Annotated in this window: 11 protein-coding genes; 5 read left to right on the forward strand and 6 right to left on the reverse strand. The window is 64.1% G+C overall.

Features of this window, described 5'->3' with window-relative positions; all coding sequences use genetic code 11:
• The first annotated feature begins 76 nt into the window (after nt 1–76).
• From OCL88_RS09285 to OCL88_RS09305, 5 genes are all read left to right on the forward strand, one after another.
• The gene (locus OCL88_RS09285) at nt 77–3,028 is read left to right on the forward strand and encodes an FAD-binding and (Fe-S)-binding domain-containing protein (protein ID WP_264962308.1); all 2,952 of its coding nucleotides are present in this window, start codon (nt 77–79) and stop codon (nt 3,026–3,028) included.
• 128 nt (nt 3,029–3,156) lie between these two features.
• A complete protein-coding gene (locus tag OCL88_RS09290) occupies nt 3,157–3,354 on the forward strand; it encodes a hypothetical protein (protein WP_264962309.1) in 198 nt (65 codons plus the stop codon).
• 77 nt (nt 3,355–3,431) lie between these two features.
• Entirely contained in the window at nt 3,432–4,121 is a 690-nt protein-coding gene (locus tag OCL88_RS09295; protein ID WP_264962310.1) for a TetR/AcrR family transcriptional regulator, read from the forward strand.
• A 142-nt stretch (nt 4,122–4,263) separates the two neighbouring features.
• Nucleotides 4,264–5,727, forward strand: a complete 1,464-nt coding sequence (locus OCL88_RS09300; protein WP_264962311.1) for an APC family permease — start codon at nt 4,264–4,266, stop codon at nt 5,725–5,727.
• Between the two features lie 95 nt (nt 5,728–5,822).
• The gene (locus tag OCL88_RS09305; RefSeq protein ID WP_264962312.1) at nt 5,823–7,286 is read left to right on the forward strand and encodes a protein adenylyltransferase SelO; all 1,464 of its coding nucleotides are present in this window, start codon (nt 5,823–5,825) and stop codon (nt 7,284–7,286) included.
• A 15-nt stretch (nt 7,287–7,301) separates the two neighbouring features.
• Here the strand turns inward: OCL88_RS09305 and OCL88_RS09310 are convergent, their stop codons facing one another.
• The 6 genes from OCL88_RS09310 to OCL88_RS09335 form a co-directional block, all read right to left on the reverse strand.
• Nucleotides 7,302–9,683: a transketolase-like TK C-terminal-containing protein gene (locus OCL88_RS09310; protein WP_264962313.1), complete on the reverse strand. Its 2,382-nt coding sequence runs from the start codon at nt 9,681–9,683 to the stop codon at nt 7,302–7,304.
• Nucleotides 9,684–9,773: 90 nt separating this feature from the next.
• Nucleotides 9,774–11,054, reverse strand: coding sequence for an amidohydrolase family protein (locus OCL88_RS09315; RefSeq protein ID WP_264962314.1), 1,281 nt, complete (start codon nt 11,052–11,054; stop codon nt 9,774–9,776).
• The gene (locus tag OCL88_RS09320; protein ID WP_264962315.1) at nt 11,051–12,151 is read right to left on the reverse strand and encodes a threonine aldolase family protein; all 1,101 of its coding nucleotides are present in this window, start codon (nt 12,149–12,151) and stop codon (nt 11,051–11,053) included. The genes OCL88_RS09315 and OCL88_RS09320 overlap by 4 nt, the downstream gene beginning before the upstream one ends.
• On the reverse strand, nt 12,148–13,251 hold the full coding sequence (locus tag OCL88_RS09325; protein WP_264962316.1) for an ABC transporter ATP-binding protein: 1,104 nt from the start codon (nt 13,249–13,251) through the stop codon (nt 12,148–12,150). Before OCL88_RS09325 ends, OCL88_RS09320 begins: the two co-directional genes overlap by 4 nt.
• Nucleotides 13,244–14,998 carry an ABC transporter permease gene (locus OCL88_RS09330; protein WP_264962317.1) on the reverse strand — a complete coding sequence of 585 codons (1,755 nt, stop codon included), beginning with the start codon at nt 14,996–14,998 and terminating at the stop codon, nt 13,244–13,246. The genes OCL88_RS09325 and OCL88_RS09330 overlap by 8 nt, the downstream gene beginning before the upstream one ends.
• A complete protein-coding gene (locus OCL88_RS09335) occupies nt 14,995–16,104 on the reverse strand; it encodes an ABC transporter substrate-binding protein (protein WP_236593304.1) in 1,110 nt (369 codons plus the stop codon). Before OCL88_RS09335 ends, OCL88_RS09330 begins: the two co-directional genes overlap by 4 nt.
• Nucleotides 16,105–16,399 lie beyond the last annotated feature (295 nt).

Consider the following 16,399-nt stretch of genomic DNA (forward strand, 5'->3'; position numbering starts at 1 on the left):
TCCGCTGTGCCCGTTCTGTTTTGGCACAGTCCGCCTGGCGGGCCCCCGCCTAGACTTCCAAAGGACCACTATGGAAATGGAGAAGTCGATCATGCCCCACGGCGACGGCGGAGACTCAACACTGACGCGGCTGCTTGCCGCTCTGCGCGGGCAAGGCATCGAGGTGGACGATTCTCCGCGTCGCCTCTCCGAATACTCCTATGACGCCTCCAACTACCGCGTCCGGCCTGCCGCCGTAGCCTTTCCGGCAAACGTCGACGATGTCCGGGCAGTCGTGCGCGAATGTTCGGCCCTGGGCATATCCATCACGCCGCGCGGCGGCGGCACGTCCATGGCGGGCAATGCGATAGGCACTTCCTTGGTGCTGGACCTGTCACGCCGGATGGCGGCCGTGGAAAAGCCCGACGCCGGCGAGGCAGCAGTGTGGGTGGATGCCGGCGTGGTCCTCGGTGAGCTGCGCTCGTTCGTAGAGTCCGTCACGGAAGGCATGTTGACCTTTGCCCCCGATCCCTCATCCATGACCCGGGCCACCGTGGGCGGTTCGATTGGCAACGACGCCTGCGGCAACCACTCAGTGGCCTATGGACGCATGACGCAGCACGTCGAGGAGGTGGAGCTCGTCACGGCTGACGGTGCCTACCTGCGCGCCGGGCGGAACTTCCTATGCGCCGTTGATCACCGGGACGGGCACTCCGTTGCCCGGGCAGCAGAGCTGCTCCACGGGTTGAAGGAGCTCGCCCAGGCCAACCTGGCTGCACTCCGGGTAGAACTGGGAAACATCCCGAGGCAGGTCTCGGGTTACCATTTGGGACACCTGTTGCCCGAAAACGGCATGGATGTTGCCGCTGCCATGGCCGGCAGCGAAGGCACTTGCGCCATCGTGGTCAGGGCCAAGGTGCGCCTGGTTCCCAAGCCGCGCACAACAGCGCTGCTGTGCCTCGGTTATGCGAACACCATAGATTCCGCCCGCGACGTGATGACCATCCTCGCCGCCAAGCCAAGCGCCATCGAAGGCCTGGACGCGTCAATTGTGGACATTATGCGCCACAGGCATGGTGCCGGCAGCGTTGACTCCCTGCCGCAGGGCAAGGCGTTCCTGATGGTCGAATTCCCCGGGGACACGATTCAGCAGGCCTCGGCTGCTTGTGAGCGGCTGCTGGCCAAACTCGCCGCCGACGGCAGGATCCTCGATCATGCCCTGGTCACCGAACCCCTGGAGCGGGCTAAGCTCTGGCGCGTCCGTGAAGACGGGGCAGGGCTGTCATCCCGCCGGATTGACGGGATCCAAACATGGCCGGGCTGGGAAGACTCCGCCGTTGCCCCGGATCGATTGGCGGACTACCTCGCGGAGTTGCTGCCCCTCGTGGAGAGGTACGGCTACACCGCTTTCATGTACGGACACTTCGGCGCCGGCTGCGTCCACATGCGCCTCGATTACGATCTCCGCAGCGACAACGGACGTCAAACGTTCGAGGAATTCACCCGGGAGGCGGCCAAGCTCGTGGTGGCCCACGGCGGATCACTGTCCGGAGAACATGGCGACGGTCGCGCACGCAGCGAACTGCTGGAGGTGATGTACACACCGGCAATGCTTGGCATCTTCAAAGCTTTCAAGCACCAATGGGACCCTGCAGGGATCCTCAATCCCGGAATCATCGTGGACCCCGAACCCTTCGCCGCATCGCTTGCCTTGGCGGGTGTTGCCCAACCCGGCCCCGGCCACGGCGAGCCCGACGCGGCGCCGGGTACCGCCGTCGTGCATTCTGCAGGAAACCGTGAACTGCTCCCGGTGGTGAGCCCGTTCGTGGGCAACACGCACGCATGCATCGGGGTGGGGCGCTGCCGGGCGACGTCCGGAGGGTTCATGTGCCCCAGCTACCGCGCCACCAAGGACGAGAAGGACTCCACGCGGGGACGGGCAAGGGTTCTGCAGGAACTGGTGCGGGCCAAGGGAACCAGCCATGACGGCTGGTCCAGCCCCGAAGTCCGCGAGGCCCTGGACCTCTGTTTGTCGTGCAAAGCGTGTTCCGCCGACTGTCCCACGGGAGTGGACATCGCCGAAGCAAAATCCCAACTGGTGGATGAACATTACCGCGGCAAGATCAGGCCGTTCACGCACTACTCCATCGGTTGGCTGCCGCGCTGGCTTCCGTTTCTGACGCGCATCGCGCCGATCGCCAACGCGGGAACCGCTGTCCGCCCCTTCCGCCTCGTTGGTGAGTGGCTGGGCGTCAGTGCACGACGCCGGCTCCCGGACTTCGCGAAGCGGGGCCGGATCCGGCGCCGGGTCCGTGAGGCACGCTTCACGGACAATGCCGACCTCCTCCTGTTCATCGACAGCTTCACCCGCGCCTTCCGACCCGAAGTAGTCCCGGCCGCTGCCCGGGTGCTGCGCGACTCGGGCACCTCCGTGGGCTGCACCCCGGACGCCTGCTGTGGCCTGACGTGGATCTCCACTGGTCAACGTGACGGGGCGCGACGCCGGCTGGCACGGCTGATTACCAGGCTCGACGACGGCACGGACCGGCCCATCGTGGTCCTGGAACCGAGCTGCGCGGCCACCATCCGTGACGAGGGTCCCAAGATGGTGGGCGGGGCGGCGGCTGCGCGGGTAGCTGCCCGGGTCCGCTCGTTCTCCGTCGCCCTTGATGAAGCCATGTCACGCGGCTGGAGGCCCACCGTGCCAGCGCCGGATACGACCGTACTGCAAACCCACTGCCATGAGCACGCCGTGTTCGGCTCCGGCGCCCAGAAGCGCGTTCTCCGTGCCTGGGGTGTGCCGGAGCTCGTGGAGTCGTCCTCATGCTGCGGAGTTGCCGGCAACTTTGGCTTTGAGGCTGAACACTTCGACGTGTCCATGCAGGTAGCCCGGCACTCCCTTGGGCCGGCGCTGGCAGCCGGCGGCGGGGCGCTGGTCCTGACAGACGGGTTCAGCTGCGCCATGCAGGTCTCGCAGCTTGATTCCAATCGCTCCAGCCTCCATTTGGCGGTGGCGTTGGATCCCGGACCGTCCCGCGAAGCGGGGTAGGTGCCTGGTTCATGATGACCGGGCGGCGCGCAGCCGCGGGTGTCCCAAACTGACACGGTTGGTGCGTTGGCAGGGGATGGATGCTTGAAGAGACCCAACAACCCCCTTATTTTTGAGAGTTGATCTCGATGATGAACAGGAAGCTCGCAGAAGGACGGCACGCCGAATGGTTGCGGGCATCGGCACGCTTCAACGAAACCGATCTTGGTGAGCGGACTGACCTTCACCTGAAGCGCTCCGGGAAGCTCGTCCACCGGATCCTTCCGGACATGGCGCAAGGGCGCGACATCAGCGACGCCTCGCCATGGCCAACACCGGGCACTTAGCGGGGCGAAAAATCCCCTTCCCTGCCTAACGACCGTTAGTTAGACTCTAGGGACAGCCATCCCATCCTGAGGAAGCAATGAGTCAATCGCCGCGTGAGCAGGCAAACGCCGCCATCAAGAAGTTTCTGTCCCGCCGGGATTGGTCCGCCGAATCTCCTGCCCGCCGCCGTACGCTGGCCGCCTTTCTTCGCCTGGCCACGGAACACGGCTTCGAATCAGTGTCAATGCGCACCTTGAGCCACGAGCTTGGCGTGAAGGCTCCGAGCCTCTATTCGAGCTTTCCCCACGGCAAGGACGAGATTGTCGCCGAGTCACTCCGCTGGTTCACGTACAGATTCGCCCATGACCTGCTCGACGCCGCCCTGCCCTCGAGGAGTCCCGAGGAATACTGGGAGGTGCTTGTGCGCTTCCATTTTGCCCAGCAGCTGCGGCGGCCTGAAGCCGATCTCTGGAACTTCCTGGTTGCCAGGGACAAGGTGGCGCCATTCCTGGACCCGGATGCGCGTGAAGAAGCCTATTCGTGGCTGGAGCTGCATGAACGCATGTACGGCGCGGCGGCGGAAGAAATGGGAAGGAGCATCACCGCTGAAGGCATCAAGGCGGTCTTCACGGTGCTCGATGGAGCACAACGATGGTCCGCGTGGAACGGAACCGAAGCCGAGCTGGAACGCCTTTCAGACCACGCCGTCGAGTTGACCCGTTCGATTCTTGACGTCGGAAGCCGGGAGCCGGCTCCTGGCCGGATGGTTGCCGCCGCCGCGCACTAAACCCCGACGCGGATCCGGGCCCGGACGGCACCCCTGCCATTGCCGGGCTGTTAACGGCAAGGGTGTCCCGATCCGGCACAGCATCGGCTGGAGGCCAGTCGATACTCTCATTCAGCATTGAACATCCAGTGATGAGGATTACATGAACAACACCTCGCTTGACGTGCCAAAGGTGACGCGTCAGAACAAGGAAAACCGGCTCAGCGGCAACATGGGAGTCGGCGAGCTCGCAATGAACGTGCTGGCCTTCTCTTCGCCCTTGGCTACCGTAGCCGGTACCCTCCCCGTCCTGCTGATGTTCAGCGGCCAAACGGCACCGGCGATCTACATCGGCGTGACGCTCATGCTGCTGATCTTCTCTGTGGGTTTCGTCAAGATGAGCCGCAGCGTCCAAGGGCCGGGTGGTTTCTATTCCTTCGTCACTGCGGGCCTGGGGAAGCCTGCGGGCCTGGGTGGTGCGTTCCTGGCGCTGGTCGGTTATATCTTCATCGGATTCTTCGCCCCATCCTTCTTCGGGGTGACGCTGCAAGGATTCGTGGCCAGCACCCTTGGTGGCCCGGACATCGCCTGGTACTGGTATGCGCTGGCAATAACGGCTGTCACCACGTTACTGGCCTATAACCGCATTGATTTGTCGGCGAAGCTGCTCACCATCGTGATGCTGCTCGAGGCAGCCGTCATCATTGTTTTCGACATCGCCTCGTTCTCCGCCAATGGCTTCGAGACCGTCCAGAGTGTTGGATTTGCCCTGCCATCGATCACGGACGCCACCTTGGGACTGGCGTTGTTGTTTGCCGTGGGAAACTTCTTCGGTTTCGAAGCCACTGTCATCTACAGGGATGAGGTCAAGGATCCGGATAAGACCATCTCCCGCGCCACGTACCTGGCGGTAGCAGGCATCGGTCTCTTCTACGCAGTAGCAGCGTGGGCGTTCATCGCGTTTCTTGGGCCGGAGAAAGTCCAGGGCGAAGCTGAGAGCAATACAGTCAACTTGTTCAGCGATGCCGTCACCGGACTTGTCGGCAGAATCTTTGCGGACATCGCGGTTCTGCTTCTGATCACCTCAGTGCTTGCGTGCATGTTGTCCATTCAGAACATTGCCGCGAGGTATAGCTTCGCCTTGGCATCGGATCGCGCCTTGCCGTCGTTCCTGGGCCGGGTCCACCGGCGCCATAAGTCGCCGTATGTTTCCGCCGTAGCAGTAGGCATCGTTTGGGCCGCGGCAATCATCCTCTTTACCGTCCTGGGTGTCGCCCCGGACGTTCTTTACCCCATCGCCAGCGGCAGCGGAACTTTCGCGGTGCTGCTTCTCATGTTCATTACGAGTTTCGCCGTGCTCGTGTATTTTGTCAGGCGGCGCAGCTTCGCACGGGAATCAGTGTGGAAGACGGTGGTTGCACCTGTCATCAGCGTCCTGTTCCTGGGCACGATCACGTATCTGGCCATAGCTAATTACCCCGATCTCATCGGGGGATCGCAGCTCCTCACCATCATCTTCATGACGTTCACCTTTGCCCTCTTCCTTGGCGGAATTGCCTACGCGTTGTTCCTTCGCTCCAAGCGACCCCACATCTATGCGGGCCTGGGCCGCCAACGGATCGACTGATGCCCCAACGGCCGCTTAGCCTCTTGCGGCGACTGAAAGCTTCACGGGAAATAAGCATCCTGATTAGTTTGGGATGCGGCGGATAGCATGGGAGCATGAGTGCATTTGCGCAGCCGACAGTGGTCCTCGGAAACCTCTTTGCCACGGAGTTCCCGGAATTGTCCGTGCCGTGGCGGGCGGAGCAGGCACCTGCCCCGCAGCTGGTGGTACTCAACGAGGAACTGGCGGGGGAGCTCGGCCTGGACACCGCGTTCCTGCGGAGCGAGGAAGGTGTCCGGTTGCTGCTGGGCGGCGCCGTCCCTGCAGGTGCGGCGCCGGTAGCGCAGGCTTACGCGGGGCACCAATTCGGCTGGTATTCGCCCCGGCTAGGTGACGGCAGGGCGTTGCTGCTGGGGGAGCTCACCGACGTCGAAGGGCGGATCCGTGACCTGCACTTGAAGGGTTCGGGGCGGACCCCTTTCGCCCGGAACGGTGACGGGCGGGCCGTTATGGGTCCGATGCTGCGCGAGTACATCGTCAGCGAGGCCATGCACGCACTGGGCATTCCCACCACCAGGTCCCTGGCAGTGGTCGCAACAGGCGCTCGCGTACAGCGGGAGTCCGTGCAGCCCGGAGCAGTCCTTGCACGGGTGGCCGGCAGTCACCTGAGGGTGGGGACTTTCCAGTATGCCCGCAACACCAATGACATGGATCTTCTCCGCCGCTTGGCCGATCACGCCATCCATCGCCACCACCCCGCGGCCGGCGAGGAAGACAATCCCTACCTTGCCTTGCTCAAGAACGTTATAACCGCCCAAGCATCTCTTGTTGCCCAGTGGATGCTGGTGGGCTTCATCCACGGGGTGATGAACACCGACAATATGACCATCTCAGGCGAAACCATTGATTACGGCCCGTGTGCCTTCATGGAAGGCTTCGACCCCGGCACGGTCTTCAGCTCCATCGATGAAACGGGCCGCTATGCGTACCGGAACCAGCCTCCGGTGGCTGAATGGAACCTTGCCCGGTTCGCTGAATCGCTGCTGCCCCTGATCCACCCGGACCAGGAGCGGGGCGTTGCCATGGCTGTCGAAGCCCTGGAAGGATTCCGCTCCCAATACAGTGCCGCGTGGACGGAAGGCATGCTGAAGAAGATCGGACTCTCCCACACCACGTCAGGGGAAGACGGTTCAGCACTGGTCGATGAACTGCTGGCTATTGTCCAGGAGGCAGGCGCAGACTACACGTCGTTTTTCCGGAAGCTTGGCCAAGCGGCCCGGGGCAATGCCGCACCCGCCCGCGGTATGGTCCTGGACCTGCCTCGTTTTGATCGCTGGCTTGCTTCGTGGCAGGCAGCGAAACCGGACGCTGACGCCATGGATAAGGTCAACCCCGCCTACATCCCACGGAACCACCTGGTGGAGGAGGCCCTATCGGCAGCGAGCGGCGGGGACACCGGCCCGGTTACTGCGTTGCTTGAGGCCGTCACCTCGCCCTGGCTGGAACGGCCGGGCTTTGGACGGTTCGCTGAACCGGCACCCGACGGCTTCGGTCCCTACCGCACCTTCTGCGGGACCTAGCCGCCGGGCCGGTTGTCACTGCACGAGGTCCAGGACAGCACGGACCATGCTGTCGGTGTCGATCCCGTGGTAGCGGTAGACGTCGTCGACGGCGCCCGCCTGGCCGAAAGCGTCCACGCCGAGGTTGCGGCTCTTGACCTGGTGCACGCCAGCGAGGAACGCGAGGGTGTGGGGGTGGCCATCAAGCACGGTCACCATGGGGACTGCCCGCTCAGCGGGCAGGATCTGGTCCAGGATCCAGGTTGGTGCGTCCGGGTTTTGTCCGTTGCGGCCTTGCAGGGCTTCATAAAGCAGGCCCGGGCTGGTGACGCAGACGACGTCGACGGCGGTGCCCTGTGCGGCCAGGCGCTCGGCGGCGGCAAGCGCGTCCGGCACCATGGCGCCCATGGCGGCGATGGTCGCCGCCGGGGCAGGGGCAGCCCGCAGGAGGTAGCCGCCGGCCACTGCTTGACGACGGCGGCGCTCGCGGGCGGCGGGATCGGCCGGTACGGCTGCCAATTGCTGGTCGACGGGTTTCGTGGAGAGCCGCAGATAGGCGGATTTGCCGCCGGGGCGCCCCAGTTGGGACATGGACGCCAGCAGCGTCCATTCCACGTCGATGGCGAAAGCGGGCTCGTAGCTGGTGCAGTTGGGCTGTTCCAAGCCGATGGACGGCGTCTTGATGGATTGGTGTGCCCCGCCTTCGGGGGCCAGCGTCACCCCGGACGGGGTGCCGACCAGAATGGATTGCCCGCCGGCATAGATGCCGTAGGACCACGGTTCCAGGGCCCGCTCCACGAACGGGTCGTAGAGTACGCCAATGGGGAACAACGGCTGTCCCCAGCGGCTCCAGGTTGCGCCGAGTTCGCCCAGGAGGCTCACGAGGTTCACTTCGGCGATGCCAAGCTCTATGTGCTGGCCGGTGGGTTTTTCGTGCCAGTGCATGACGGTCTCGGCGTCGTCGCTGAACCAGTTGGTCCGTTCTTCTGCCGACCACACGCCTACCTTGTTCACCCAGCCGGCAAGGTTGGTGCTGGAACTGACGTCCGGGCTGACGGTCACGAGCCTGCGCGCGACGGCAGGTGCCGCACGGTTGACGTCAAGTAAGGTTCGGCCCAAGGCTGCCTGCGTGGTTGCCGTGCCCGACGGCGTCCTGCCGAAGTCCACCGGGACGGCGGGCGGCGCTGTTGCAGGTTCAGCGACGCGCCGCAGGGCTTCTGCAGTGGTCCTTACCAGTCTCCCCTCGGTGCTGTCGGGTTCGAAACGACCCCAGGGTGCATCGGGGTCCTCACCCATGGCGTCCGCGAGCTGCCGGTACTGGTCCACCGTGAGCAGCGAGGAATGGTTCTGTGGATGGCCTTCGGTAGGCAGCCCGTTGCCTTTGATGGTGTAGGCGATGATCACGGTAGGCCGGGTGTCATCGATCCGGGAGTAAGCCTCGCGGAGGGCGGCGAGGTCGTGACCGCCGAGGTTCCTGATGGCCAGGGCCAGGGTGTGGTCGTCGACGCCGGACATCAGCTCCGCGATAACCGCAGCGTCGGCGCCCCCGCCAGGGAGCCGACGTCGAACTTCCTCGGGGGAGCAGCGCAGCAGCCGCTGGTATTCCGGGTTGGACATGTCGAGAATGCGCTTCCGCAGCGCGCCGCCGCCGTGCCGGGCCAGGAGGCTTTCCAGCAGGTGGCCGAAACGCACGGTGATGACCTGCCAGCCGGCAGCCTCGAACAGGCGCTCGATTTTGCCTGCGGCCACGTTCGGCACCACCCGGTCAAGGGACTGCCTGTTGAGGTCAACAATCCAGACGATTTCCCCCAGATCCGCAACATTCGAGTCCAGGACGGCTTCCCAGATGGCGCCCTCGTCGAGCTCCGCGTCGCCGACCAGCGAGTACTGGCGCCCCCGGCCCGGTGTGCCGCTCACAGCCCCGCCGTTCGCAGCCCCACCGCTCACCGTTTCGATGTACCGCCGCGAGATGGCACCCCAAATGGGCGCGGTAGCCCCGATGCCGACGGAACCCGTGGAGTAGTCGACGGGATCCGGATCCTTGGCGCGGCTGGGGTAGCTTTGCAGGCCCCCGAACTCACGCAGCGTGGTGAGGTACTTTTCGTCGAGGCTGCCCAGCAGATAGTTGATGCTGTGGAGCACCGGCGAGGCGTGGGGCTTCACTGAGACACGGTCCTCCGCGCGGAGTTGCCCGAACCACAGCGAGGTCATGATCGTGGCCATGGAGGCACTCGAGGCCTGGTGGCCGCCAACCTTGATGCCGGAAGGGTTGGGCCGCACCCTGTTGGCGTGATGGATGATTGAGGTCGCAAGCCACAGCACCCGGCGTTCTATCGCGGCAAGGGCCTCCAATTCAGGGGTGGAAAGCGTCGGGGCTGCGGTGCTGGCCGGGGGGTCGCTGACTGGGATCAGATTCATACGATGCCTTACTGGGGGTGTCGGTGGGACAGGGGGTATGGCGGATGCCCGCGGAGACGGGCCGCCAAAGTTGTGGGGTAACGCCGCTGCTTAGTGCGCGATCAACAGTCCGCGCTTGAGTACTCCAAGGGGCGTTTGGAGGGTGGTGATGTCTTGCAGGGGGTCTGCCGACGTAAAGATGAGGTCGGCCCACAAACCGGGTCGGACGCGTCCTACTTGCGACTCCAACCCCAGCATGGAGGCGGCTTCAGTGGTCGCGGATTTCAGCGCATGCTGTGCTGTGAGGCCGGCAGCAACGTAGCGCTCCAGCTCGCGGGCAAGGAGGTCGAAGGTGACGTGCGCAGGGCCCGCGTCCGTCCCCGCCACGATGGACACGCCCGAGTGGAGGAACTCCGTCACGTTGGTGAACCGCGATTCGAGCCTTGCCACCACGTTGCGGTCAAGCGGGTTGGCCAATACCTGGCGTCCCTCCTGCAATTGCCGCGAGACAATGTCCGCCGCTATGACGGTGGGCACAATGTGGATGCCGGCATCGGCCGCCCTGCGCAAGAGCCCGGGATCGGGGGAGCATCGTTCGTCGGGCCCCAGCATCGAGGCATGTTCCAGCGTATGGACGCCGGCGTCAATGCAGGCGGCCATGGAGGAACTGGCGTGTGCGTGCGCTGCGGTCTTCATGCCGTAGGAACCGGCGATCACCACTGCCTCCCGGAGAAGCACGGGATCGAACTCAAAGACGCTGGGACTGGTCCCGGGCGTGAATCCGCCGCCGCTGGCCATGAGCTTGATCCAGGTGGCACCGGCCGCGTGCTGTTCAGCGATAAGGGTGTGGACGTCGTGCCGGGTCCGTACTTCTCCGCCCATGTCGTGGGCGTGCCCGCCGACTCTGCAGAGCGGAGCACCACAGTGAACCACCGTGGCGACGTCCGATGCCATGCCCAGTGCTGCCCGCATGGGAGCGAGAAGCCGCCTGGGCGTTCCGCAGTCGCGAACTGTGGTGATACCGGCCCGGAGCGCAATGCGTGCGTTCGCCACAACCTGGGCAATAATTTCTTCATCGTTGCTGGCCTGGTGGGTGGCCTTGGGGTCGTCACCGCCGTCGAAGGCCAGATGGACGTGGGCATCCATCATCCCGGGAGCCACGAAGTTTCCCCTGAGGTCAAGCACATTCCCTGCGCGGGGTACCCGGCCCGCAGGGGTGACACGGGAAATCTGCCCCGCCTGGAGCCACACGTCGCTGGGGGAGGAGGATGTGCCCGTCCCGGGATCAACAACACGCGCGTTGAGCAATACGGTGACTTCGTCACCTCGCCGGGCAGCCCGCGCGGCGCTGAACGGCAGGGGCCGGTCCGTCACGTCAATGGTGGTGGTCATGTCAGGAGCTCCTTCTTGCTCACGTGCATTGAGTAGGTTTCGTCCAGCAATTCGCAGAGGGCCTCGGCGGCGAGGCGTACACCTGCGGTGTCCACATCGAGGTGGGTGACGGCACGGATCGTGGACGGGCCAAAAGCGCCCATTCGAACCCCGCACTTCCGGAGCAGGCGCTCCACCAGCACCGGGGCGGTGACGGGGCAGTCCACCAGGTCAAAGAGAACAATGTTGGTCTGAACCGAGGTGGGGTCGATCGAGATGTGGCGGTGGCCGGCCAGGAGCTCGGCCAGGAGGTGGGCGTTGGCGTGGTCGTCAGCCAGCCTGTCCACGTTGTTGCGGAGGGCAAAGGTGCCGGCCGCAGCCACGATGCCGGATTGGCGCATGGAGCCACCCCACCGTTGTTTCAAGCGCCAGGCTTCGCTGATGAAATCCGCGTCTCCTGCCAGCACTGCTCCCACGGGAGCGCCCAGTCCCTTGCTGAGATCCAGCCAGACCGAGTCGAACGGGGCACAGAAATCGCGGGCTGACACTCCGGTGGCGACTACCGCATTGAGCAGGCGGGCGCCGTCCATGTGGGTCTTGATCCGATGCGCCCGTGCTATCGCGGTCACGGATGTGATGCCCTCCAGGGACCAGCAAGTGCCGCCACCGAGGTTGGAAGGCTGCTCAATGGAGAGCACGGCATTCCGGGCCATCGACCTGCCCTCGGGGCGGAGGGCCGCTGTGAGCTGGTCAGCGGAGAAAACACCGCGATCAGCTTTGATGGGCCTAAACAAGGCTCCGGCCAAGGCTGGTGCCCCGGTTTCCTCGTGGCAGAGCGAGTGCGCGTTATCGTCAACGAGGATCGCGTCGCCCGGGCGGCAGTGCAGGGCGTAGGAGATCTGGTTGCACATGGTCCCTGATGGCAGGAAGACCGCTTCTTCCTTGCCCAGCAGTTCCCGGGCCAGGGCAACGAGTTCGTTGGTGGACGGGTCTTCACCCTTTTGTTCATCCCCCACCTCGGCGTGGGCCATGGCCTGCCGCATGGCCTCTGAAGGCCGGGTAATCGTGTCGCTGAAAAGGTCGATGCGGATCGGGTGGGGGGACCCGACCGGAATCACAGGGCGCCCTTGGTTGCCGGGGCAGTGCGGGGTTGGAACAACTTATAGCCGTCCCGTGGGATGCCCACGCGTACATGGGACGAGTCCGTCCGGTCGCGGGTTTCCACCACCAGCGACTGCTCGCCGACCCCCACCCTGTACCTGAAGTGATGGCCGTGATAGGACCTCTCCAGGACGGGGCCGTTGACCGTCATTTCATAGCCCTCGGATGGTGCGTCGTCGGGCAACAAGGCCAGGGCCTCAGGCCGGACGGCAACCACGACGCCGTCGGAATCCAAGGACGACGGCACGTGGATCGCTTGGTCCAATCCGTCGATCTTGATCGTCAAGACTCCCTTGGACCGGGAGATGACGGTGCCCTCCAGCAGGTTGCTGGTGCCCACGAAATCGGCCACGAATATATCGGCGGGATCGTTGTAGATCTGCTCAGGCGTGCCGATCTGCCGGACCATGCCGGCCGACATGACCGCGATCTTGTCGCTCATGGCCAGCGCTTCGTCTTGGTCGTGGGTCACGAACACCGTGGTCACGCCAACCCTGCGTTGTAGCTGAAGCAACCAGTCGCGGGTCCGTTCCCGCAGCTTGGCATCAAGGTTGGAAAACGGCTCGTCAAGCAGCAGCAGCCGGGGAGGGAAGGCCAGGGCACGCGCCAAGGCGACGCGTTGTTGCTGCCCGCCGGAGAGCTGGTGCGGGTAGCGGTCTGCCTGATCGGCGAGGTCCACCAGTTCAAGAACTTCATCGACGCGGCGGCGGAGTGCATCGGATTTGTACCGTCGCAGCTTCAGCGGGTAGCCGACATTGTCGCGGACCTTCATGTGCGGCCACACGGCATACGACTGGAAGACCACGCCGCAGTCCCGGCGTTCCGGAGGCAGGAAAGCGGACGTGCCGTGATCGAACAAGGTGCGGTCGCCCGCGACGATGCTGCCGCCGTCGGGCCTGAGCAGTCCTGCGACAGACCACAGTGTTGTTGACTTCCCGCAACCGCTGGGCCCCAACAGGGTCAGGATCTGCCCGTCGGAAGCGGTCACCGATACGTTGTCCAGGACCGTCAGGTGGCCGAACTTCTTGGTGAGGTTGGTGATGACCAAATCAGACATTGGGGCGAACTCCAAACAGAAGGCGTCCTGCGGCCAGGACAGCTGCGGTGATGACGAGTTGGATGACTCCGAGTGCGGCGACGGTGCCGCCGAGGCCTGTGGCCGCAATTTGGAGCATGGCCAGTCCCAGAACCTGCGTTTCCGGGGTTACCAGGAAGACTGCGGCGTCGGCTTCGTTGAGCATGGCCACAAAAAGCAGGACGAACGAAATCCCCATGGCCGGTCTCAAGAGCCGGATGATGATGGTTCGCATTGCGGTCCACCAATCCGCTCCTGCGGAGCGTGCGGCCCGGTCCAGGTCCTCACCCAGTGCGGCAAGTGAGGGGTAGAACGCGGCGTAACCCATGGCCAGGGCCCGGACGCCGAAGGCGATTCCCACGGCCCAGAGTGTGGCCCTGAAGGTTCCTGATTGATCCAGGATCGCAAAAGTCCAGAAGAAGGCCATGCCGGTGATGATCCCCGGGACGGCCCGGGGATACAGCACGATGTGTTCCAGGGATCCGCGGAACCGGAAGGTGGAGCGGTGGGCGACCAGTGCGATGACCGCGATGCAGGCTGTGGCGATCGCGGCACCAACGGTGGCGATCAGCAAGCTGTTGCCGATGGCTCCGGTGTACAGCGGGTTGGTCAGGATTGCCGAAAAATGGTCAAGCGTGAGGAGGCTGAACGGGTTGATTGCCGGCGTCAGAACCGCGGTCACCGACGCGAGAATCACGCCGCCCAGCGGAATGATGGTCGCCGAGCCCAGGACAATTCCGACGACGGCGGACAGCACCCAGCGCAGGGGGCCGAGTTTGACCACGTTGGCAGGCCTCGATGACTTGCCGCCGGTGGTGGTGAAACGGGCCAGGTCCCCGGCCAGCCGGTTGCGCAGCAACAGCAGCAAGGTGACGGCGAGCAGCAGCATGACGGCACCTGCAGGGAGGACTCCGCCGCCGCCGTCGGCACTTCCCGTCCATTGCCGGTAGAGATAGGTGGACATCATGTCGATGTTTTTTGACGTGCCAAGGATGAGGGGAATCCCGAGTGTTTCCAACGCCAGGGCAAAGACCAGCAAACCGGAGTTCAGCAGTGCCGGACGCAGCAGGGGCAGCGTCACCGAGAGCACGGCGCGGAGGGGACCTGCGCCGGCGCACCGGGCGGCTTCCTCCAGCGTCGAGTCACCGGAGGAAAGGGTCCCGCGGGCAAAGAGGTACACCACGGGTGAGCCAAGGACGGTGCCCATGACCACCATTCCCGCAACACTGTAGAGGTCAAAGGGGACACTGAAAGGCGAGAACTGCTCCAGTACGTGGGTGGCGTATCCGTTCTTCGACCACATCGACTGCCAGCCAACGATCAGCACCAGTCCGGGCAGGACCAGGGGCAGGACGATTAAAGCTGAGTAGAGCTTCCGGAGCGGCAGGTCGGTCCGTGCCACCAATAGGGCGACGGTGGTTCCCGCCAACACTGACCCGATGGTTGTGAAAACGGCGAACTGCAGGCTGTTGGCCACTGCCGACCACCACAGGGGGTCTGCCGCAAGCTTGCCGAAGTTCTCAAGGGTGGCGTTGCCACCGCCCTCGTAAAGGGGTGTGGACCAGAGTGAGGACCAGACAATCGGCACGATCGGGCCGAGAACCAGCAGGACCGTCAACAACCAGACACCGTAGTGGATGACTTTTTCGGGTAACCAGGCCCGCTTGATGGGTCCGTACCCGGGAGGCTGCTCCTGCGTCCCGGGTACGGCGAGCGTGGAGCTGCTCATCGTCCGAATGCCTCTTTCCAACGGTTCTTAAAGGCCGTCGAATCGTTGATCAGGGCCTCATCCCACGTGGCGATGTTGATGTTTTCAGCGCCCAGTTGCTCCGTGACCTTTGCGAGGTTTACCGGGCAGTCCACGCCGTCCAGGTAGGGCGCGAATCCGCCGGTGCAACCGGCTGTCTGGCCGGCCTTGTCAATGAGGAAATTGACGAACACCTTTGCCGCGTTGGGGGACTTGCCACCCGTTGTCGCTCCGGCGCCGCGGGGCATGAAGGGGGTTCCGTCCTTGAAGAACCTGTAGTTCAGTACCTTGGCGGTCGCGCCGGTGAGCAGCGGCCTGGTGGCACCGGACTGGAAGTAGGACATGGTGTACTCGCCCTGCAGGAGTTTGTTGAACATGGGTCCTGCGCTGGCTTCCACCTTGGTGTTCGGTCCGAGCTGGTCAAGGATCTTCCATCCCGCTTCTCCGGCTTTGGCGATGTACGCGTGGTTGACCGTGTAGCCGAATTCCGTGGTGCCGTCATACGTGACGATCTTTCCCGCCAGTTTAGGGTCGCCGGACATCCTGGCGAGCGCCTCGAGGGAATCGGGCTGCTCTGACTCGGGCAGGAGGGTGGTGTTGATCAGCGCCATGACCGGATTGAGTTCCATGGCGAAGACGCCGGGGGCGAGTTTCGCGAAGTCCGGCAGTGGCGCAGCGGCAGGAGGCGTGAAGTCCTGGATGTCGCCCCGCTTGACCAAGTCCAGGAAGTTAGCGCCTTGCAGGCTGACAATGACGTCTGCGGTCTTTCCGCCCGTGGCCTTTTCGTTGAGGTAGCGCTGGAAGCTTTCGGTTCCGCCGAGGCTGATGTAACTGGTTTTTATGTCCGGGTACTGGTCTTGGAAGGCGGCCAGTACCGGCTTCATGGATGCCTCGTTGGCTTCGCCGTAAACCAACAGCGAGCCTTCCTTGTTTGCTGCCTCAAGGATCGCCGGATCCATGGCGGCTGCGGTAGGGATGTCAGTCCTGGCAGCGTACGCGTTGGGAGTCTCACCCCCACTGCTGCTGCAGCCAGTCAGGGCTGCGAAGCCGCAGAGTGCGGCCACGGCGAGTACTGCACGTCGTTTCATGTGGGACTCCTTTGTCACTGGACGTTGCTCTATGTGTCTAACGGCGACCTTGGCTTTACGCCGCCCTTGGCTTGAGCGGCGAAGGGGATATCACGAGGAGATGGTCAGGGGCCTGTGCTCCTTGGGGTCCACGGGCAGGTGGGCCGCCAGGGTGCCTGTTGTTGCTGTGCCCCGGTTTTCGACCATCTCAACGTTCCGTAAGTGAATCTGCCTCGGCCTTCGAGGTTCTTTCCGTGCTGCTCGCGCTGCGGGGAAGAGCTGGTGGTCCCGCTGCGGCGATGTGCAGTAAGCCCGC

Source organism: Paenarthrobacter sp. PAE-2 (assembly GCF_026013155.1).
In the GTDB taxonomy this organism is placed as follows: domain Bacteria; phylum Actinomycetota; class Actinomycetes; order Actinomycetales; family Micrococcaceae; genus Arthrobacter; species Arthrobacter ureafaciens.

Bases quoted from the DNA above. Each gene is read 5' to 3' on its own strand.
- OCL88_RS09315 (WP_264962314.1), bottom strand. From the start codon at position 11,054: ATGACCACCACCATTGACGTGACGGACCGGCCCCTGCCGTTCAGCGCC.
- OCL88_RS09325 (WP_264962316.1), bottom strand. From the start codon at position 13,251: ATGTCTGATTTGGTCATCACCAACCTCACCAAGAAGTTCGGCCACCTG.
- OCL88_RS09285 (WP_264962308.1), top strand. From the start codon at position 77: ATGGAGAAGTCGATCATGCCCCACGGCGACGGCGGAGACTCAACACTG.
- OCL88_RS09305 (WP_264962312.1), top strand. From the start codon at position 5,823: ATGAGTGCATTTGCGCAGCCGACAGTGGTCCTCGGAAACCTCTTTGCC.
- OCL88_RS09300 (WP_264962311.1), top strand. From the start codon at position 4,264: ATGAACAACACCTCGCTTGACGTGCCAAAGGTGACGCGTCAGAACAAG.
- OCL88_RS09335 (WP_236593304.1), bottom strand. From the start codon at position 16,104: ATGAAACGACGTGCAGTACTCGCCGTGGCCGCACTCTGCGGCTTCGCA.
- OCL88_RS09290 (WP_264962309.1), top strand. From the start codon at position 3,157: ATGATGAACAGGAAGCTCGCAGAAGGACGGCACGCCGAATGGTTGCGG.
- OCL88_RS09310 (WP_264962313.1), bottom strand. From the start codon at position 9,683: ATGAATCTGATCCCAGTCAGCGACCCCCCGGCCAGCACCGCAGCCCCG.
- OCL88_RS09330 (WP_264962317.1), bottom strand. From the start codon at position 14,998: ATGAGCAGCTCCACGCTCGCCGTACCCGGGACGCAGGAGCAGCCTCCC.
- OCL88_RS09295 (WP_264962310.1), top strand. From the start codon at position 3,432: ATGAGTCAATCGCCGCGTGAGCAGGCAAACGCCGCCATCAAGAAGTTT.